The sequence below is a fragment of the Kitasatospora sp. NPDC051164 genome, assembly GCF_044455625.1.
Lineage (GTDB): Bacteria > Actinomycetota > Actinomycetes > Streptomycetales > Streptomycetaceae > Kitasatospora.
On sequence record NZ_JBITFB010000026.1, the window covers coordinates 41,962 to 61,207 of the forward strand.

The window sequence follows — 19,246 nt, forward strand, 5'->3', positions numbered from 1 at the left end:
GTGGGTGTTGGGCAAGCTCGGGGACTGGCGGATCCCGATGGGTCCGTACACCCCGCCCCAGCTCGCGGTCGCGGCGATCGGCGCCTTCCTGCTGATCAAGACGGCCACCTGGTGGGCGCCGGTCCTGGGACCGGTTCCGGTCGTGGCCTGGGGGTTCGGCATCTGGGCCGCGCGGCACTCACGGATCGCCGGCCGCTCCCCGGTCGCTGCCCTGGCCGATGCACTGTCCATGGCCGCCGCCCCCAAGCGCGGGCGAATCAACGGCCGGGCCGTGCGCAGCCTTCGCCCGGTGGTCATGACCGGCGCTTTCGGCATCCGGGAAGACGACGACGTCGCACCGCAGAGCGAGTCGGCCGGGGCTCCGACCGAGAGCAGGCCGCCGTCACCGGCCACGCAGCCATCCCCCGCCCCGGCCCGCCGGGCAGGCCCGGCGTCGCAGCCCGCCGCGGCCCGGCCGGGGCCGGCGACGACACCCCTTCAGCAGATGCTCGCCGCCGCAGCGGCGCGTACCGACACCACGTCCACGACGTCCACGAGGGAGGACCGGCCATGAGGGTTGCGATCAGGCACATCCACAACAACCTTGTGTGGGCCGTGTCCGGCACGGTGTGGGCGGTGTGGCGCATCGAGCCGATCGGCAGCCGCTACGCCTCGGCGCTGGAGCGCCAGGAGGTTCTCTCCCGGGTCACCGCCCTGGTCCGTTCCCTGAGCGGGACGGCGCGCCTGTACTCGCTGTGCGCCCGGGTCGAGCCGTGGGAGGTCGCCGCGCGGATGACGGCCGGGGTGGACCTGGACGCCCACCCGGAGGCGGAGGAGATCGCCCGTATCTCGCAGGCAATGCTGGAGGGCAGCGAGATGCACCGGCGGACGCTGTGGCTGGCGGTGCCGCTGAAGGCTCCGGGTCGGGCGGCGCAGTGGGCGCAGGCCCGGGGCGCGATGTGGACCGCGTTCGAGGAGCAGGCCGGGCTTGCGGCCGCTCCGGTGCCCGAGAGCGAGGTGACCCTATATAGGGGAGTGGCCCGGCAGCTGGAGACCGGCTTCGGCGGCGGCCTGCAGATCCGGCCCGCCCGGCCCGCCGAGATCGTGTGGATGCACCAGCACGCGGTGCACCGCGGGCAGGCCGAGCCGCTGCTGGCCGACGCCGAGGTCAGCCGCCAGCGCGGCGGCAAGCTCGTCGGCGCGCAGCTGCGCAGCCCCAGCTACGCGAGTCTGGGCCAGGTCCGGGTGCTGGAGGGCGGCGACGCGGCCGCCCAGGCCGAGGGGCGGGAGCAGGGCGAAGGCCTGTGGGTGGGCGTCCGGCGGTGGCTGGCGAGCCGGTTCGACGGCAGCGCGCTGAGCCGGCTGTGGCTGGAGGTCGAGACCGAGGACGGGATCGGCTACCAGTCGCACATGGGGCTGGAGGAGATCCCGGAGGCGGTGATCGAGTCCAGCGCGGACATCCTCGCGCAGCTGGAGAGGCTGGAGTACCCGGTCGACGCGGTAATCGACCTGACGATCGTGGATTCGGCCAAGGCCCGCCGGCAGATCGCCCGGAAAAAGAAGGAGCTGGTCGACCAGGCCGATCAGTGGGCGGCGCACCCGACCGGCGCGCCCGACACCATCTACGGGGCGGTCGAGACGCTCGGCGAGCAGGAGGCCCGGCTGGGCCGCACCAGCGTGGAGCGCGAGGTGCAGTCCCGCACAGTGCTCACCGTGTGGGGTCCGACCCCGCAGGAGTGCGATGAGCGGGCCCGCAACTTCAAGGCGAGGCTGACCGGCGCGGACTACGGCGTCATCCGGCCGCGGGGCGGGCAGGGGCGCCTGTTCGCGCTCGGTCTGCCCGGCGCCGCCCCGGCGTGGCGGGCCAGGGAGTGCACCCAGTACCAGCTCAGCGAGGACTTCGCGTTGTCGGGCCCTTTGACGAGCGGTGAGATCGGCGACGGCACCGGCAGCATGATCGCCCAGAGCTTGGACGTCGGCACCACCCGGCCGGTGCTGCTCGACCTGGCCGGCGCGCCGCTGCGCGACGCCGCCGCGAGCCTGGCGGTGATCGGCGATCTCGGATCCGGCAAGTCGGTGCTGCTGAAGCGGCTGACGGCCGACGTCGTCGACCGCGGGCACCGGGCCATCGTCATCGACCGAACCCCTCAGCGCGAATGGGCGGACTTCGCCCGCACCGCTGCTCCCGGGCGCAGCCAGGTGATCGACGCCGCGCGCGCCGAGGTCAGCATCGACCCGCTGCGCGTCCTTCCGCCGGCGCAGGGCGAGGCCGCTGCGCTGTCCTATCTGAACCTCCAGCTGTGCCTGGAGCCGATGAGTTTGCAGGGCGCGGCGGTCAGCCGTGCCGTCAAGGCCGCCGCGGCCGCGCCCCGCCCGTACATGGGTCTGGTCCTGGCCGAGCTGGAGGCCATCTCTCAGGAGAGCGGCCCGAGGGGGGACGCGGCCGCCGAGGTGCTGGACCTGCTGCACACCGTCTCGGACCGCCCGCTGGCGGCCATGCTGTTCGATCCGTCCCTGCCTGCTCTGGACCTGGGCAACCTCGCCGGGGACCTGGTCGTCTTCACGACCTCCGGGTTGACGCTGCCTCCGCGCGAGGCCCTGGCCCGGCCGGAGGTGCTGCGCACCCAGCCGCTGGAGGCCCTGATCGGCCGCGCGGTCCTGTACGTGATCGCCGCGATCTCCCGTCACGTGGCGTTCTCCGACCGCACCCGGTTCTGCCCGGTCGTCATGGACGAGTGCTACTGGCTCACCAGCAGCACGGAGGGCCACGCGTTGGTCAAGGAGCTCGCGCACGACGGCCGAAAGCACTGGGCGGGCATGTACTTGGGCGGTCACGACGCGCTCGACCTCGGGGACGAGACCATCCAGGGCCTGATCACCTACCGGCTGCTCGCCCGCACCGGCGATGAGGCGATGGCACGGCGCGGCCTGGCGTTCCTGAACCTGCCCAGCGAGGACGAGTCGCTGGTCCAGCTGGTCACCGGCCTGTCCCCGACCGGAAACCGGCGGCGGGTCGGCGAGATGCTCCTGCACGACGGCCGCGGCCGGATCGGTCAGATCCAGGTGATCGTCCCGCGGATCGCGCGTTACGCGGGGATCTTCACCACCCCGGGCAAGGACACCTCGCTGGCCGGACGCGGCAAGGTGCTGGAGACGGCGGGTGCCCGATGACCCGCGCAATCAGGTGGGCGGACGCGGTCCGCCGGGCTCAGGCCCTGTCTGGCGCGGTCCGGCGGCGGGCGCGCACGGCGGGCGGCTGGCTGGCCGCGTACTGGCCGGGCCGCCGGACGGTCCTGATGACCATCGGGATGACGGTGCTGTTCATGCTCGCCGGTGCCGAGCTCGCGGGGGCCGACGACGGCACCCCCGAGACCGGCGGCATCCTCGCCCCGCTCAACGTCGAGTCCTCCGAAGGCGCTCCGCTCGACTCCTACGACCTGAAGTCAGATCCCGGCGGGGCCACGGACATCCGATCGCACGTGTGCAACCTGCTGATCGGCGGTGGCTTCGCGATCGTGCGGCTGCTGGTCGGCCTGATGTGCTGGACGAGCCACTGGGTGTTCAATTTCCCGGTCGTGTCCACGCTGGTCGAGACCGCCCAGCGGCTCAGCACGGCGTTCTACAGCCTCATGGGCAACGACCTGCGGCTCTACACCCTCTTCCTCTCGGCCGGCTTCGCCGTCGGCCTGATCCTGGTGATGCGGGGAAAGATCGGCCGCGGCTTCGGCGAGATCGCTCTCACCCTGCTCTTCGCCACGACCGTCACCCTGCCCGCGCTCTCCCCCCACTCGATCCTGGGCCCCCAGGGCCCGCTCGCGCAGAGCCAGCTGGCCGCGCACGAAGTCGGCCAGATGACAGCCAACATCAACGGCACCGACCCGGGATGCAGCTCGGACAAGGACAAGGACGACCCGTCGTGCCCGATGCGGGTGATCATGACTCGCACCTTGGTCGTGCAGCCGTTCGAGTTGTTGCAGTACGGCCAGATCCCGCAGAAGGGCAGCTGGCTGGCCGGAACTCACGACCGCTACATCCACGGGCAGATGGCCACCAAGGGCAACTGCGACGACGTGCTGCCGCTTCCCGGCTCGGACGTGGCCTGCGACCACGGGTCCAACGGGTGGGACGCATTGAAGAAGGAGTTGAAGGACGGCCACGGCCAGGAAGGCAAGGACGTCTACAACTTCGCGGTCAATTCCGACTGGGACCGAACCGCCGGAGTGGCCTTGGTACTGCTGGCCGTGCTGATCGTGGCGATCGTCGTGCTGAGCATGGCGCTGGTCCACCTGGGCTGCCAGTTCGCCGACGTGATCGCCGCCACCATGACGCCCGTGGCCCTGATCTGGGCGATGCTGCCCGGCGGCAACAGGAGGGCGGCCTGGCAGTGGAGCGGCGTCTTCATGACCGGAATCGTCACCGAGTTCGCTGTCTCCACGATGCTCCCGATGTTCGCCCTGGGCGCCGACGGCATCCTCAACTCCCCGCAGCAGACCGTCATGATCCAAAGATTGCTGATCCTGGACGGCTTCGCGCTCGTGGTCCTGGTGTCCCACCGCAGGATCTTGGCGGCGGCCGGCCGCGTGGGCGAGCGCTTCGCGACCCGCATGCGCTACGCCAGGATCGGCGGCTCCTCCATGTCCGGCGAGGACGCCCGGCTGGGCCTGGCGATGTCCCAGGCCATGGGCGGGCTCGCGCCCGGCGGCTACGGCGGCGCAGCGGGAGGCCTCGGACTCGGAGTCGGCGGCGGCATGTTCGGCGGCGGCTCCCCCGCGCACGCCGCCCTGATGCGCAAAGCCGGTATCGCTCAGGGGCTCGGTGCGCTCGCCGACCCCGGCCTCGGCCCCATGAGCGCCGGCACGATGCTCGCCGGTACCGCGGGCGAGCTGCGCCGCGGCATGTCGGCCCTCGCGCTGCCCGGCCGTATGGCCCACCAGCTGGTCGTCGGCAACCCGTTGCCGCCGGACAAGCTCGCCAGGCGGATGAAGCCCGAGGGTGGCAAGGGCCCCATGGTCATGGACGAGAACGGCCAGATCCTGCACGATCCGCGCAATGAGGTCACTCCGTTCGGTCACGTCCTGCATAACCGGCTGCTGGGCACCCGGGTCGGCCGCCTGGCCATCTGGGGCGGCCAGGCCGGGAAGTTGGGCTTCGATCTCACTGTCGGCCTGCCCGCGACCTGGGAGCGCGTCAACCGCGCCAATGACCGGATGTGGAACAAGGTCGACGACCAGGTCGCCCACTACACCGAAGTCGCGAAGAGCTGGTGGGGCGACGAGAAGGCGGGCCTCAAGGACTGGTCCAAGGACGTCGTGACAGCCGGGAAGATCGCCAAGGGCGGCTACAACGCCGTCAAGACCGGCTATAACTACGCCTACTACGCCGCAGCGATCGCCGGACGAGTCCACGCTCCCGGTCTCGCCGCCGCCCCGCTGGTCGCCGCCGCCCACCTGCTGCACGGCCAGGACGTCACCGACACCGCTGCCGCGTTTCCCGAACGTCCCCGGCACACCCGCGCCGGCGAGCCCTGGGAGCACGCCCGCGGCCGCGGCGACGACTACCCCTTCTACGAGGCCGGCTCCAACCCCAGTGGAACCGTGCTGCACGCTGGCCGCCCGGCAGACCCGCAGCCTGCCGACGACCCCGCCGCCGACGCGCAGGACTTCAGTTCCGCCGCGGTCGACACCGGTCCGTCCGACCTGCGAGGCGCACTGGGCCCCGGTGCTTTCCCCACGCCCGCTGTGGTGGTGGACGGGACATTGCTGGTGGACACATCCACGGGCGAAATCCTCTCCCAACCCGTCGACGGGCTGTCGGCGGGAGTGGACCCTGCGGTCTTTCGCCGGGTCAGCCCGGAAGTGCTGCGCGAACCGAGCGGGACCTCACTGGAGGCACTGCGCCGCCGCATCGGCTACTCGGAGCCCGGCACGGCCGGGGGACCTGCCGACGACAGGGAAGGTGGGACCGAGCGGTGAAGTCCTTCCGCAAGGCAGGGTGCCTGGGGATGCTGCTGCTGTCGCTGGTCGTCGTGGTGCCCGCGCTTGCCCTGGTCAGCGAGGTGGACCCGGCCGACCCGGGCTCCACCGCGCCGGTGGCGTCGGTCGGGGGGATCCCCGCCCGCATGATGACCGCCTACGTCCGGGCGGCCGGAATGATGTCCACGCTGGTCCCGGGCTGCAGGGGCATGGCCTGGCAGGTGATCGCAGGGATAGGCAAGGTCGAGTCGGACCATGCCGACGGCCACAAGATCGCTGACGACGGACTCATCACGCCGCCGATCATCGGCCTGCGGCTGGACGGCTCGGGCAAGGGCGGGAACACGACGCCAGTTCGCGATTCGGACGGCGGCAGGTGGGATGGCGACACCGAGTTCGACCACGCGGTCGGCCCGATGCAGTTCCTCCCCGCAACCTTCGCCGGGTACGCAGACCGGGTACGCCCCGGCGGCGGCGCCAACCCAAATAACGCGGACGACGAGAGCCTTGCGACTGCCCTCTACCTGTGCGGCGACGGCCGAGACCTGACCGACACCGAGCAGCTCAAGAAGGCCATCTACTCCTACAACTACTCGTCCGCGTATGTGGACGAGGTGATCGGCTGGATCCACCAGTACACCAGCCTCGGCAGCAGCGTCCCGACCGGCGACGTCTCCGACACGGTCAAGCAGGTCATCAACGCCGCTGCCAGCCAGATCGGCGTCGACTACTCCTGGGGCGGCGGTAACGAGCAGGGAAAGTCGTACGGCGTCTGCTGCTCGAAGGGCGGTCAGGACGGCTCCAAGGTCCTGGGGTTCGACTGCTCCGGCCTGATGTTGTTCGCGTTCGGCAAGGTCGGCGTGCACCTGCCGCGCACAGCGGACCAGCAGGCCGGTATCGGCCAGCGAATCCCCGCCTCCGCCGGCATCGCCGCCCTTCAACCAGGCGACATGGTCTTCTTTGGCAACGGCTCGGAGGGGATCTACCACGTCGGCCTCTACATAGGCGGCGGCCAGATGATCAATGCCCCCAAGCCCGGTGACCACGTGAAGCAAGCCGCGGTCTGGACCTATGACTACGCCGGCGGAGCCCGGGTCGTCCAGTGAAGGAATCACCTCAAATCATGTCAAAGCACCCTGTCTTCCTGCCTGCTCTGGGCGCCGCCGTGCTACTGGTGACGGGTCTGGCCCTGCTGGTCCCCGGGACGCCCACCCGCCCCACGGCCGCCGCCCCAGCCGCGACGGCGCCGGCCGCCGAGGAACCCGGCCCCACCGACACCGGCTCTGCGGAGTCGCCCTCCACGGAGCCTCCACCGACCCCCAATACACCTGTTGCGGCCCCAGCCGCCGTCTCCGCGAGCGCGCCGTCGGCAAGCACCCAGCCCACAGCCACCGCCATGCCCTCGGGGATCGCCGCTGCCGGCGACGGCCCCGAGGGGGACGCGGCCGTCCAGGCCGCGTTCACCCGCGACCACCCCAGCGACCTCCCCGCCGCCGACGCCGCCCAGCTCACACACCTGGCCGGCGAGGTATGGACGGCGGAGACCACCGGGACCGGCCGAAGCCGCTGGCCCGGCTACTTCCCCGCCGAACAGAGCCCCGCCGCCTCCTTCTACTACAGCAACGTGCGCATCCAGGCCACCGCCGCCCACACCGAGCAGGACAGGCCGGACCGGGTCCAGGTGGACCTGCTGTGGGTGGGCACCACCCCCGCCGGCTCCTATGGCGACCACCGCCCCGCAACCGTCCACCTCACCCGCACCGCCAGCAACTGGGAGCCGGTCCGATGAACCACCCCGCCCCCGCGAAGCACGACAACAACATCCTGCTCACCGCCCTGCACGCCGCACAGTCGGTGCTCTCCTGGCTGGCCGACGCGGCCGCCTGGTGCGGGGACCACTCCGGGCTGCTCCTGGCGATCCTGGTACTTCCGGCTATCGCCGCGAGGCTGCTCCACCAGTTCCTCACCCGCCGTGCGCTCGCGCTGCGCAGCCGATTCGTCCTGACGCCCAGTCGGAGGTTCGACCCGAGCGCCGAGGACATCTGGCGGCAGACGGCGCTGCTGATGCGCGCGGCCGGCAAGGGCCCGTGGTGGGCGCCGAGAGGGGCCCGCCGGGTCCGCCTCCACCTGCGCGCCGACGGCACTGTCCCCCTGGAGTACGCGATCGAGGGACCGAAGGCCGCCGCGACCCTGCTCAGCGACAGCCGCTTCCAGGAGGTGAACGTCGCTGAAGCCGAGGCCCCGCCGGACCCCGTGGCCGAGCAGGCAGCGAAGGACCTGCGAGACAAGAAGGACAAGGCGCTGCGGAAGCGGCTCAAGGCCGAGGCCAAGCAGCGGCGCGCCGAGGCCAAGGCCGCCAAGGCCCAGGGCCACGAGGTCAACCTGGCGAAGCCGGAGCCGGACGAACGTCTGCACGCCGTACGCGCCGAGTTCATCCTCAAGGGACGTCCCTCCGCCGCGCTGCGCGAGGTCCCCTTGAACCCGGACCCACTGCAGCCGCTGATCGACGCCGTCGCAGACATCCGCTCCGAGAAGGGCGACCTCGCCGAAGTCGTCCTCGACATCCAGTCCATTCCCGCCTGGCAGATGAAGCTGCGCCGCTGGAGGCTGATGCACGAGGCGCACGAGAACAGCCGCAAGGCCGCCCGCAAGGCCGCCCGGAACGCGGCGATCGTCGCCGCCGACGCCGAGGACTCGCTGCGCTACCAGCTCCTCAGCCTCCTCGACCCGAAGTCGAAGTCACCGTCGGCGCGGATGCCCACCCCGCGGCCGCGGGCCGTCGAGCCGGCCGAGGCGCTGGGCCGTCTCCACAGCGACACGGGCCTGGTGCGCATCCAGCTGCTGGTGCGCTGCGCCTCGCAGAGCGAGGGTCGGGCCCGGCAGTTGCTGGAGCGCCTCAGCGCGGGACTCGACGTGTTCGGCCAGGACAGTCGACTCGGCGTGGACGGCCGGTCGTTCCTGAAGTGGAGCTGGGGCGCGAACAGCTGGCACCGGCGGGCCTCCTTCGACCGGAGGTGGACGAGCGGGCAGGTGGCTCCCCGGAAGCCGAACTGGCTGCACGTCGGCGAGTTGGCCGGGCTTCTCAAGCCCCCGACCGCCCACGCGGTCATGCCGATCCTCGCCTCCGAGCTGCCCGACTACGTCCCGGGTGAGCCGCTCGTGCCGCACGGTCGGCTCATCAACTCCGACGGCAGCAGCCGGGTGATCGCCACCCGCGAGGAGGAGTTCCTCTTCTCCATGGCGCTGGGAAAGTCCAACTACGGCAAGACCGAGACCGCGCTCACCCGGGCGATCGCTCTGGCCGCCGCCGGGTTCGGCGTGATGTTCGTGGACCCGCACGGCGACAGCTGGACCACGGCGGCGCCTTACCTGGCGCACCCCGTGTTCGCCGACCGCGTGCGCCGGGTCGACCTGGCGCACGCGGAGCAGCCCGGGGCGGTGCTGCCGTGCTGGAACATCCTGGCGATGGAGCCGGGGCGCAGCGTGAACCGGGTGGTGACGGCGGCGGTGGACGCGTTGGCGACGTCGTTGAGCTGGAGTGATGCGGCGGCGCCGCGTGCGTTGACCATTGTGACGAAGGCGGTGGAGGCGTTGGTGGTGCACAACCAGCGGGCCGTCGAGGCTGGCCGGCCGGACGCTCAGGCGACGTTGCTGCAGGTCCGGACACTGTTGACGGACAAGGAGTGGCGGGACGCGCTGATCAAGCACTTGAGCCCGGAGCAGCGCAAGTGGTGGCGGTCGACGTTCGCGGCCTACCAGGTGGCGGAGGTGCTGGGTCCGGTGCTGAACCCGATCGACCGGTTGGCGGCGAACGAGGTGACGCGGGCGTTTCTGGGGTCGCCGGTGGGAACGTACGACCTGCGGGAGGCCATGGACGGGGGGCACATCGTGTGGTTGTGCCTGGAGGGCACCGGGCCGTCGGACCGGCTGCTGGTCAGCATGATCATGCAGGACCTGCTGCGCGCGGGTCTGTCGCGGCGGGACCTGGAGGAGGACGCGCGTCGGCCGTTCCATGCGTTCGCCGACGAGTTGATCTCGCTGGACCCGGCGGGTGGGCCGACCTTCGCGGCCATCTCCGAGCAGTTGAGGAAGTTCAAGGGCCGCTTGCACGTGATGGCGCAGCTGCTCGGCCGGATCAGCCAGACGACGCGGGAGTCGGTGATGCAGAACTCCAGCGTGGTGAGCACGACGTCGGGCTCGATGACGGCGGTGCGCGCGGTGGCCGACGAGTGGCACGGCGCGGTGTCGCCCGGTCAGATCGCTGATCTTCCCCGGTTCTGGCACTACGTGCAGGTGACCGCGGATGGCAACCGGGTGGGTCCGCTGCGGGTGCAGGGTGTTCAGGTCTCCGAGCTGTTCTCGACGTACTACCGCCCGAAGAAGGTGGCGGGGATGGTCGAGGCGGCGGACAAGCGGATGGGTTCGCGCAGCCTCCGGGAGCTGTTGGACAGGGCGGCGGCTCAGGATGACGTGGTGCTCCAGTTCACGGGCCCCGAGCCGCTCATTGCTGCGGACGGGACACAGCTGCAGGCGGATCGGAAGCAGCCTGCGGACGCGTCGTCGAAGAAGCCTGCGGCGCCTGACGGCGGTGCGCAGAGCGCACCGGTCGCGGCCGGGGCTGGCTGGGCGGGTCGGCAGGGCCGGCGTGGGCCGGGCAGGCCCCAGCGCAAGTAGTCCTGGACGGCCTGCAGGGTGGGCCGAATAGGTGATTTTGGAGACAGTCCTGGGGTCGGGCCGCGTGCGGTTCCAGCCGTCCTTGGGTCGGCCTGAGCAGGCGGTTCGACGGTCCCTGGCCGCACGTTGTCGGGGGAATGGTCCGGTGTCCGCTCTGTTCTGAGTACGTGTACTCAGGACAGAGCGGCTGCTTCAAGCCACGATGGTTGGCTGTCGAAGGGCACGGCGCCCCGAGGTCGGCTACGGCAGAAGCGGGCGCGCTTGAGACAAATGCCGCAACCTGCCTGCCAGCTACAGGAGATGTCGTCTGCCTCGGTCAGCACACACGCAAAATAGCTCTGGGATCTTGGCCGAAACTGGCTTATTGTGACGGAGCGGTACCACTGTGAAGTCAGCGACTTCTCCGTCCCCAGGGGGCCGGTAGGCCGCCTTCACCGCCGCCGGCCGAGCCCGCGAGGGTGACGCCACAGGGGGCCGCGGGGTTAGGGGATGGGGGGCCACTCCACTTGACGAGCGGTCCGCTCGAGATTGGTCCGAGACCGAACAACATCGAGGGGGTTCACGTGGCACGTGCGCTACGACGCAAGGGTCTGGTGTGCATCGCCCTGGTCGCAGGATCCGTGGCGCTGACGGCCTGTTCATCGTCGCCGCACAAGGAGGCGGCACCGTCGAGCCCTTCGACCGCAGCAGCCCCGCCCTCTCCGGCGCCGCCCACGCCTACGGCCGACCCGACGGCTGACGCGAAGACCGCCGCACTGGTGGCCTACCAGGGCATGTGGGACGTAACGGTCAAGGCGTACAACGCTGGCTCACTCGACGGGGTCGACAACCTGGAGACGTACACCCGGGACAAGGCGCTCGCCAACATCAAGATCGCCGTGGCCTACTACACCAAGAACAACCTCGTGGTGAAGGGCCAGCCCAAACTGAACCCGCAGGTTCAGGCTGTGGATCTGGCCTCCATGCCTCCCCGTGTCACGATCCGCGACTGCATCGACAGCACGGACTTCCTGCCTGCCAACAAGACCACCGGCAAGCCCAGCGAGACGGACGGCGTCCACCGGCACGTCTACAACTCCGTGGCGCAGCGCATCGACGGCCAGTGGCTGATTGGCGAGTCGGCGATCGACCGGGAGCAGTCGTGCTGAGACCCGCCCGGGCGGCGGTGGCCGCCGGGGTCCTGTCGGTGGCCGCCGTGATGCTGCCGGCCTCGGCGGCATGGGCTGATGCCGGTACGGGCTGCCCGCCCAACGTGCTCGACTGTGATCTCCACGCGGGTGACGGAACGACGAAGCCCGGCAGCGGAGGAGGCGGTCCGAGCGGCGGTGGCGGAGGCGGCGGAGGCGGAGGAGGCGCACGGTGTGTCATCGACGGCGCCGAGGTCGCCTGCTCCGTCGACAAGTACGGGTGGTTCAACCCGAACGACAGCTGCTACTGGAAGGCCCTGGACCCTCAGCCTCCGGCGGACAGCATCCGTTGGAAGATCGCGGCCGGCACCCCGGCCGACTGGCAGCCCGGCCAGGGGGCGCTGTACAGCCGCACGTGCCTGGCCAAGGGTGCTGAGCTGATGAGCGGTGACATCTACAGTGCCACTCCCCCTCCCGGCTTGGGCGGGATGGTCGACCCGGCTCAGCTGGCGCAGCAGGCCGTCGAGAGCATGCGCCTGACGGGGGCGGACATCGGCATCGCCCCGAAGCCGGGCTCGAAGTCCTTGGTCGGGCTGCCAGTGTGGCTGTGGACCGCTGTCAAAGACACGACTTGGGGCCCGAAGGTGGCCTCGGTGTCAGCAGGTGGCATTACGGTGACCGCGACCGCGCACGTGGACCGCATCATCTGGACCACCGGCGACGGCGCGACAGAAACCTGCCGCAGCCCTGGCAAGCCCTACCTGCCCGAGTACGGCGCCGCGCAGCCCGAGTGCGGCCACACCTACACCAAGGCCGGCCAGTACGAGATCAACGCGACGAGCAAATGGGTCGTCGACTGGACGGCGACCACGGGCCAGGGCGGGCGGATCACCACCGACCGCCAGGCGGCGACTGCGGTGACGATCGCCGAGGCCCAGGCACTGAACACGCAGTAGGCGCGCGCGGCACCGCTACGTCGTCAACTCATCTGACACTTGAAGGTTTTCGAATGGCTTCAACATTGACCAGGCCGCGGCGCGCCCCGGCCGGTGACGCCGCCAAGGACAAGCAGTCCGGGCCGCTGCCCGTGGCAGACCCGGGGCCGCGCCGGAGCCGTCGGCCGGCGCTCATCGCGCTGGGCGTGACCCTGGTCGCCGTCGGCGGCCTGACCTCCGCCTACGTGAACCTCAAGGCCGCCCACCGGGTGGAGGTGATCGCGGTGGCCCACCCCATCCCGGCAGGGAAGGTCATCGCGGCCGACGACCTCAAGTCGGCCTTCGTCATCGCGGACCCCGCCTTGCACCCGGTGCCGGTCTCCCGCGCCCACGACATCCTCGGGAAGGCCGCGGCCGCGGACCTTCCGGCCGGCACGCTCGTCACTGACGCCTCGGTGCGCTCCGGCCAGCCGCTGCGGGCCGGAAAGGACACCGTCGGAGTCCTCACGAAGACAGGCCAGTCGCCTGCCCAATCTCTGCAGGCCGGCGACGAGGTCCAGGTCGTGTCCACTCCTGGGCCCCAGGACGACAAGAGCGCCCCGACCGCACGCCCGTCCACGATCGCCGCCGTCGTGCTCCAGGTCGGTGAACCAGACGCCAACGGAGCACGCGTCGTCGACCTCGCCGTCAGCCCGGTGGACAGTCCGGTCGTCGCGTCGTGGGCGGCCACGGGCCGCATCGCCCTCGTCCTGAAGGCGAGGCCCTGATGCTCGCCGCCCTGGTTTCCGCGAAGTCGTGCGGAGTCACCACCACCGCGCTGGCTCTGGCGCTTTCAAGCCCGAAACGGACGCTGCTGGCCGAGTGCGACCCGGCCGGCGGGACCATCCGAACGGGATACCTTCAGGGGCACACCACTGCCGCGACCGGCCTGCACCGCCTGGCAACCGCCCAGCGGGACGGCACCCTCGCCGAGGTCTTCGAGCAGCACCTCGTGCCGCTCGACCAGGCAGGTCAGCGGCTGCTGCTGCCCGGTCTGACCGATCCGACCCAGACCCCGTCCCTGGCCGGCACCTGGGATCCGCTGCACCGCCTTCTGCGGGTGATGGAGGAGGACGGCTACGACGTCCTGGTCGACGCCGGCCGCGTGGTCGTCGAGTCAGCCACGAGTATCAGCTCCACCTACTCCCCCGCGCCGCTGCTGCGCCGCGCTGACCTGGTCCTGCTCGTGGTCCGCGCCAGCACCCAGTCGGTGGCGACGGCCGCCCCCGTGATCCGGGTGCTGCGCGAGGACCTCGACCGGCAGGGCGCCGGTTCCGGTGCACTGCGGCTCGTGGTGATCGAGGACGGCCCGCTCAAGGCCAGCCAGATCGCAAATGCCTTGAACGTCCCGGTGGTGGCGACCCTTCCTCATGACCTCGCGACTGCCACGGCGCTCGACTCGGGCGGCTCGGTGCGGGGCCGGTTCGAGCTGGCGCCGCTGATCCGAGCTTCGCGCACCGCTCACGAGCAGCTCACCCTCGATGCCACCCGCCGCCGGGTGCAGCTGGCTCCGAGGCCGGCCCAGGAGGTGGCGCGTGTCTGACCTCATCACTCCCTCCGCTGATGTGGAGGAAGGCGGCTCCCGCACGGCCCGGTTCCGCGACGCACTCCTGGCGGGGCAGGCAGGCCAGGGCTGGCGCGTCGTCAGCCCGGCCGCCCCGCAGCAGGCGCCTTCCGCTGCCCCGGTCCGCCCGGGTCCGGTCACTCCCGAGATCCGGCCAGGGCCAGTGGTCGTCACGGACGCCGACGCGCTACCCGTGCCGTACGGGGAGATCGCGAAGCTGAGGTCCCTCGTCGCCGAGCGGCTGGCCGCCGCCACCGCCGAGTCCCCCGGCATGTCCCGGGACGACCGGCTCCAGCTGGGCCAGTCACTGGTCACCAGCGTCGTCAGCGTATGGGCCACCGACTACGCCGCCACCGCGGCCGCCCTCACCACAGCCGGGGAACAGGCCGTCCGCAAGGCAGTCCTCCAGGAGCTCTTCCAGGCCGGACGCCTGCAGCCCCTGCTGGAGGACCCGGACGTCGAGAACATCCTGATCCGCGGCACCGAGGTCCGCGTCGACTACCGCAACCGTGCCTCCCGCGAGGTCGGCCCCGTCGCGGAGTCCGAGGCGGAGCTCATCTCCCTGATCAACCAGGTCGTACGCACGCAGGGGCAGGGCGAGCGCACCCTCACGTCAGCTACTCCCATGCTCAACTCCCGGCTCGCGGACGGCTCTCGGCTCGCGGCGACCGCCTTCATCAGCGACACAACCCACGTCGCGATCCGGCGTCACCGCACCCGCTCCCAGCGGCTGGCCGACCTGCGGGCCTGGGGCACGCTCGATTCCACGCTGGAGGCCTTCCTCGCCGCCACAGTCAGGGCCCGCAAGAACGTGATCATCGCGGGCAGCATGGGCGCGGGCAAGACCAGCCTGATGCGGGCCATGGCGTTGGAAATCCCCCGGAGCGAGCGGATCGGCACCCTGGAGGACAGCTTCGAGCTGTGGCTGCACGAGGATCCCAACGCTCCCGAGGTCGTGGCCCTGGAAGCCCGACTGGGCAACGGAGAGCGCGGCCCCGACGGCCGTCCTATCGGCGAGGTGGCCCTGACCGACCTGTTCGTGCAGTCGCTGCGCATGTCGCTGCGCCGGGTCCTCGTCGGTGAGGTCCGTGGTGCGGAGGCGCTGCCGATGCTGAAGGCCTTCAACAGCGGCGACGGCGGGTCAATGGCGACCATCCACGCAAAGTCGGCGGAGATGACGATCGAGCGGCTGGTCGAGCTCGTCGAGGAGGCCGGTCTCAGCGCCGAGTCCGGTTATCGGAAGATCGCGCTGTCCGTGGACTTCGTCGTCTTCATCCGCCTGGTCGACGAGACAGCCATCGGCGGCAGCCGGCACCGGTTCGTCTCCCACATCGTCGAGATCACCGGGGTCGGCGAACGCGGGATCCCGTCCCGCCAGACGATCTTCGGCCCCCGATACGAGCCGTCCGGCCGCCGGGAGCCCCGGGCCGTGCCGCACATGCTCCCGCAGTGCATCGGCGACCTGGAGCGGGCGGGTCTCGACCGCCGCATCATGCAGCAGCCGTGGGGGGCCTGGGAGAAGTCGCTGCGGACGGTGGCAGAGCTGTGATCATCACCCCTGATGTCCTGGTCGCGGCCGTCGGCGGAACGGTCGCCGTGCTGGGGATCGTGGTGGCCGTGGCAGGTGCAGTGGGCACGAACGCACCCCCCGTGGCCCGCCCCGATGGCCCGCTGAAGCGACGCCTGGCCGCTGCGTCGGCCGGGCTGCGCGGCCGCGGCCGCCTCGTTCTCGCCGCGGCCGCAGTCGCCGGGCTGGCCGTGTGGCTGGTGTCCTCCTGGATGCTCGGTGGCCTGCTGACCGCCGCCGCGGTCATCGGCATGCCGTGGATCCTGCAGCCCGGACGCGGCAGCACCGAGCAGATCAAACGCCTGAAGGCTCTTGAGGAGTGGGTCCGGCGGCTCAGCAACATTCACACCGCCGGCACCAGCCTCGAAGCCGCGGTCACGGCGAGTCTGCGCAGTACCCCGCCGAAGCTGGTCTCCGAGATTTCGCGGCTGACAGCCCGGCTCGGGGCCGGATGGCGGCCGCAGGAGGCCTACCGGGCGTTCGCCGACGAGCTGAACGACGCGACTGCCGACGCCGTCGCCGCGCTGATGATCGGTCATGTCGAGGACCGGGGCGCAGGCCTGGGCCGGGCACTGGAGAAGCTGGCGGACCAGGTGGCCGAGGAAGTACGGATGCGCGAGACCGTGGAAGCCGACCGGGAGAAGCCGAGGGCCAACGCACGGTGGATCGCCCTGATCTGCCTGGGTGTCTTCGGACTGAGCGTCGTCTCCGGCAAGTACGTCGAGCCCTACAGCACGGCCACCGGGCATGTCTTCCTGCTCGCCCTGACAACAGCGTTCGTCCTGGTCCTGATTTGGATGCGCCGCATGTCCCTGGCCAAGCCGGCACCCCGGATCCTCGCGCCCGCAGCCGACCGAGAGGGTGATGACCGGTGATCGCCAACGCACCCGCCATCGCCGCAGGCGCGGTCACCGGCCTGGGCGTGGCCGTCACCGTGGCAGGAGCAACCCGGGCGCGCCCCGATCTCGGGGATGTCCTGCGCCGTATGGACGCGCGCCGCCTGGAGCACCTCGACCCGAAGCCGGTCCGAGCTGCAAGCTCCTTGCTGGAGCGTCTCGGAGGACGCCTGCTCGGCCAGGTCGGCGAGGGCCCCTTCCGAATGCCCCGCCGGGACCTGGAGCTTCTGGGCCGAACCCCTGCGTACCACCTCGGCCAGAAGATCGGCTTCGCCCTGATCGGCCTGCTGTTCCCGGCTCTGGTGCCCGCCGTGATCTCCCTGGCCGGCAGCAGCCTGCCGTTCACGGTGCCCGCTCTGGTCTCGCTCGGGCTCGCGCCGCTGCTGTGGATGGTGCCCGACATGAACGTGAAGGAGGAGGCTGGCGAGGCCCGCCGCCAGTTCAGATACGGGATCGCCTCCTACCTGGAACTCGTGTGTCTCGAACGCGCCGCTGACGCCGGACCGTCAGAAGCCCTGCACAAGGCGGCAGCGATCGGCGACGGTTGGGTCTTCGTCCGTCTGAGGGACGCTCTCACCCGCTCCGAGCTGGGCGGCTTCTCCCCCTGGGAGGGCCTGCGCCAGCTCAGCGACGAACTCGGCGTCCCCGAACTCGGCGCACCCGCGGACATCATGGCCATCGCCGGCGAGGAAGGCGCGTCCGTCTACACCACCCTGGCCGCCCAGGCCGCGAGCCTGCGCGGCACCCTGCTCGCCGAGGAGCAGACCCGCGCGAACATCGTCTCCGAAAAGATGATCGTCCCCGTCACGGCCCTCGTCCTGATCATGGGGCTGTACATCGCCTTCCCCGCCATCACCCAGATCATGGCCGCCTGACCGCGGCCCTCACCCTGCCCTCGAAAGGACCTTCGTCATGCCCGAGTTCTCCGACCCCGTCGCCCAGGCCTTCCAGGTGAAGATGCGCCACCAGTTCTACCGGCTGCGTGCCGCCCGCTCCGCCCGCGCCCGCGGAAGCGACTACGGGGGCATGTCCATCGAGCTCGCGCTGCTCATCGGCGGACTCGTCCTGGCCGCGATCGGCCTGGCCGCCTACATCGGCACGAAGCTGACCGAGAAGGAAGCCGCGATCAAGTAGTCCACCGACCCTTCACCGGTTCCCGCAGGAGAAGTCCATGCTCACACCACGCCCGGCCCCCTGGGCCCGCCGAAGGCCGCGACGCCGCAGGCCCGGCGGGGACCGCGGCGCGGTCAGCCTCGAAGTCGCCATCGTCTTCCCGATCGTCATGCTGGCGATCTTCACGATTATCCAGACCGGTCTCTGGTACCACGCCCGAAGTGTCGCCCTGTCCGCGGCGCAGCGCGGTGTCGAACGCGCGCGTATCCAGGGCGGGACTGTCGGTCAGGGCACCGCCGCCGCCCAGGATTTCCTGTCCCGGGCCGGTTCCTCCATCAGCGACCGGTCCGTGACCGGCAGCGACGGCCCGACCGTGCGCATCGAGGTGAGCGGGACCGTCAGCACTTGGATTCCCGGGCTCAGCCTGCCGGTCCGCCAGCACGCCTCCGCCGCCCGCGAACGGGTGACCGCCCCATGACGCTCACCCAGAGGCTGCTCGCGGCCATGCGACGGCGCGGTGACCGGGGCAGCGCCAGCCTGGAGCTGGCCATCCTCGCCCCCGTGATCTTCGGGATGCTGCTCATCATCGTGGCCGCAGGCCGTGTCCACCTCGCCCACAACGTCGTCGACGACGCCGCGCGCAACGCGGCGCGCGCCGCTTCCCTGGAGCGTGACGGGACGTCCGCCCGTGCCGCAGCCGTGCGCGTGGCCCAGCAGACCTTCCAGGACCAGAACCTCACCTGTTCCGGCCTCACGGTCACCGTTCCCACCACCGGGTTCGCGGCGCCCCTCGGCACGCCCTCCTCCGTCACGGTGAGCGTCCGCTGCACCGTGGCCCTGTCCGACGTCGCGTTCCCAGGCCTGCCCGGCAGCACCACAGCCAGCAGCAGCTTCACGTCGTCGATCGACGCCTACCGCGGAAGGCCCGCAGCATGACGCCCCGGTCCTGGAAACTGCTGTTGCGGCGGATCCTTGCGCGGCGCCGCCCCGAAGGCGACCGGGGCAGCATCTCCCTGTTCGTCGCGATCGTGAGCGTCGTCATCATGCTGCTGATCGCCCTGGTGATCGATGGTGCCGGCAAGCTCCGGGCGCTGAACCACGCCGAAGCAAGCGCGCAGGAGGCCGCCCGTACGGGCGCGCAGGCCGTGGACGCCGGCAAGGCCATCTCGGGCGCCGGTGTCAGCATCGACCGCAATGCCGCGCAGAGCGCGGCCGTCGCCTACCTCCGCAGCGCCGGTGCCGCCGGCACAGTGAGCTGGGGCACCGACGGGTCGATCAACGTCACCGTCACCGAGACCTACCACCCCTTCTTCTGGCCCGGCGACATGACCGTCACCGGGCACGGCAGCGCCACACTGATCGTCCAGGGAGGCTAACCCC

Annotated in this window: 18 protein-coding genes; all 18 read left to right on the forward strand. The window is 71.0% G+C overall.

What is annotated here, in order from left to right; all coding sequences use genetic code 11:
* Positions 1 to 4 precede the first annotated feature (4 nt).
* The 18 genes from ACIBEC_RS33085 (at position 5) to ACIBEC_RS33170 (ending at position 19,242) form a co-directional block, all read left to right on the forward strand.
* Positions 5 to 553 carry a hypothetical protein gene (locus ACIBEC_RS33085; RefSeq protein WP_360500822.1) on the forward strand — a complete coding sequence of 183 codons (549 nt, stop codon included), beginning with the start codon at positions 5 to 7 and terminating at the stop codon, positions 551 to 553.
* Positions 550 to 3,150 carry an ATP-binding protein gene (locus ACIBEC_RS33090; RefSeq protein ID WP_360500824.1) on the forward strand — a complete coding sequence of 867 codons (2,601 nt, stop codon included), beginning with the start codon at positions 550 to 552 and terminating at the stop codon, positions 3,148 to 3,150. The genes ACIBEC_RS33085 and ACIBEC_RS33090 overlap by 4 nt, the downstream gene beginning before the upstream one ends.
* The gene (locus ACIBEC_RS33095; RefSeq protein ID WP_360500827.1) at positions 3,147 to 5,951 is read left to right on the forward strand and encodes a hypothetical protein; all 2,805 of its coding nucleotides are present in this window, start codon (positions 3,147 to 3,149) and stop codon (positions 5,949 to 5,951) included. The genes ACIBEC_RS33090 and ACIBEC_RS33095 overlap by 4 nt, the downstream gene beginning before the upstream one ends.
* On the forward strand, positions 5,948 to 7,057 hold the full coding sequence (locus ACIBEC_RS33100; protein ID WP_360500829.1) for a C40 family peptidase: 1,110 nt from the start codon (positions 5,948 to 5,950) through the stop codon (positions 7,055 to 7,057). Before ACIBEC_RS33095 ends, ACIBEC_RS33100 begins: the two co-directional genes overlap by 4 nt.
* Positions 7,058 to 7,074: 17 nt before the next feature.
* The gene (locus ACIBEC_RS33105; RefSeq protein ID WP_360500832.1) at positions 7,075 to 7,740 is read left to right on the forward strand and encodes a hypothetical protein; all 666 of its coding nucleotides are present in this window, start codon (positions 7,075 to 7,077) and stop codon (positions 7,738 to 7,740) included.
* The gene (locus tag ACIBEC_RS33110; protein WP_360500835.1) at positions 7,737 to 10,625 is read left to right on the forward strand and encodes an ATP/GTP-binding protein; all 2,889 of its coding nucleotides are present in this window, start codon (positions 7,737 to 7,739) and stop codon (positions 10,623 to 10,625) included. Before ACIBEC_RS33105 ends, ACIBEC_RS33110 begins: the two co-directional genes overlap by 4 nt.
* Positions 10,626 to 11,220: 595 nt before the next feature.
* Entirely contained in the window at positions 11,221 to 11,364 is a 144-nt protein-coding gene (locus tag ACIBEC_RS33115) for a hypothetical protein (RefSeq protein ID WP_396289584.1), read from the forward strand.
* 34 nt (positions 11,365 to 11,398) lie between these two features.
* Positions 11,399 to 11,773, forward strand: a complete 375-nt coding sequence (locus tag ACIBEC_RS33120) for a hypothetical protein (protein ID WP_396289586.1) — start codon at positions 11,399 to 11,401, stop codon at positions 11,771 to 11,773.
* A complete protein-coding gene (locus ACIBEC_RS33125) occupies positions 11,767 to 12,708 on the forward strand; it encodes a hypothetical protein (RefSeq protein ID WP_396289588.1) in 942 nt (313 codons plus the stop codon). The genes ACIBEC_RS33120 and ACIBEC_RS33125 overlap by 7 nt, the downstream gene beginning before the upstream one ends.
* Positions 12,709 to 12,761: 53 nt before the next feature.
* Positions 12,762 to 13,454, forward strand: a complete 693-nt coding sequence (locus ACIBEC_RS33130; protein ID WP_360500842.1) for an SAF domain-containing protein — start codon at positions 12,762 to 12,764, stop codon at positions 13,452 to 13,454.
* Positions 13,454 to 14,269 (forward strand): hypothetical protein, encoded by an 816-nt coding sequence (locus tag ACIBEC_RS33135; RefSeq protein ID WP_360500845.1) that lies wholly within the window; start codon positions 13,454 to 13,456, stop codon positions 14,267 to 14,269. Before ACIBEC_RS33130 ends, ACIBEC_RS33135 begins: the two co-directional genes overlap by 1 nt.
* Complete coding sequence (locus ACIBEC_RS33140) at positions 14,262 to 15,839, forward strand: ATPase, T2SS/T4P/T4SS family (RefSeq protein ID WP_360500848.1); 1,578 nt, start codon at positions 14,262 to 14,264, stop codon at positions 15,837 to 15,839. The genes ACIBEC_RS33135 and ACIBEC_RS33140 overlap by 8 nt, the downstream gene beginning before the upstream one ends.
* Complete coding sequence (locus ACIBEC_RS33145) at positions 15,836 to 16,732, forward strand: type II secretion system F family protein (RefSeq protein WP_360500851.1); 897 nt, start codon at positions 15,836 to 15,838, stop codon at positions 16,730 to 16,732. Before ACIBEC_RS33140 ends, ACIBEC_RS33145 begins: the two co-directional genes overlap by 4 nt.
* Complete coding sequence (locus ACIBEC_RS33150; RefSeq protein WP_360500853.1) at positions 16,729 to 17,628, forward strand: type II secretion system F family protein; 900 nt, start codon at positions 16,729 to 16,731, stop codon at positions 17,626 to 17,628. Before ACIBEC_RS33145 ends, ACIBEC_RS33150 begins: the two co-directional genes overlap by 4 nt.
* A gap of 37 nt (positions 17,629 to 17,665) precedes the next feature.
* Complete coding sequence (locus ACIBEC_RS33155; RefSeq protein ID WP_360500856.1) at positions 17,666 to 17,887, forward strand: hypothetical protein; 222 nt, start codon at positions 17,666 to 17,668, stop codon at positions 17,885 to 17,887.
* A 37-nt stretch (positions 17,888 to 17,924) separates the two neighbouring features.
* A complete protein-coding gene (locus tag ACIBEC_RS33160; RefSeq protein WP_360500859.1) occupies positions 17,925 to 18,344 on the forward strand; it encodes a TadE family protein in 420 nt (139 codons plus the stop codon).
* Positions 18,341 to 18,802, forward strand: a complete 462-nt coding sequence (locus ACIBEC_RS33165; RefSeq protein ID WP_360500862.1) for a TadE family protein — start codon at positions 18,341 to 18,343, stop codon at positions 18,800 to 18,802. Before ACIBEC_RS33160 ends, ACIBEC_RS33165 begins: the two co-directional genes overlap by 4 nt.
* A complete protein-coding gene (locus ACIBEC_RS33170; RefSeq protein WP_360500865.1) occupies positions 18,799 to 19,242 on the forward strand; it encodes a pilus assembly protein TadG-related protein in 444 nt (147 codons plus the stop codon). The genes ACIBEC_RS33165 and ACIBEC_RS33170 overlap by 4 nt, the downstream gene beginning before the upstream one ends.
* The last annotated feature ends 4 nt before the right edge of the window (positions 19,243 to 19,246 follow it).

Coding starts and splice junctions, on each gene's coding strand:
- ACIBEC_RS33165 (WP_360500862.1), top strand. CDS start 18,341: ATGACGCTCACCCAGAGGCTGCTCGCGGCCATGCGACGGCGCGGTGAC.
- ACIBEC_RS33135 (WP_360500845.1), top strand. CDS start 13,454: ATGCTCGCCGCCCTGGTTTCCGCGAAGTCGTGCGGAGTCACCACCACC.
- ACIBEC_RS33095 (WP_360500827.1), top strand. CDS start 3,147: ATGACCCGCGCAATCAGGTGGGCGGACGCGGTCCGCCGGGCTCAGGCC.
- ACIBEC_RS33155 (WP_360500856.1), top strand. CDS start 17,666: ATGCCCGAGTTCTCCGACCCCGTCGCCCAGGCCTTCCAGGTGAAGATG.
- ACIBEC_RS33160 (WP_360500859.1), top strand. CDS start 17,925: ATGCTCACACCACGCCCGGCCCCCTGGGCCCGCCGAAGGCCGCGACGC.
- ACIBEC_RS33090 (WP_360500824.1), top strand. CDS start 550: ATGAGGGTTGCGATCAGGCACATCCACAACAACCTTGTGTGGGCCGTG.
- ACIBEC_RS33120 (WP_396289586.1), top strand. CDS start 11,399: ATGTGGGACGTAACGGTCAAGGCGTACAACGCTGGCTCACTCGACGGG.
- ACIBEC_RS33105 (WP_360500832.1), top strand. CDS start 7,075: ATGTCAAAGCACCCTGTCTTCCTGCCTGCTCTGGGCGCCGCCGTGCTA.
- ACIBEC_RS33130 (WP_360500842.1), top strand. CDS start 12,762: ATGGCTTCAACATTGACCAGGCCGCGGCGCGCCCCGGCCGGTGACGCC.
- ACIBEC_RS33170 (WP_360500865.1), top strand. CDS start 18,799: ATGACGCCCCGGTCCTGGAAACTGCTGTTGCGGCGGATCCTTGCGCGG.
- ACIBEC_RS33110 (WP_360500835.1), top strand. CDS start 7,737: ATGAACCACCCCGCCCCCGCGAAGCACGACAACAACATCCTGCTCACC.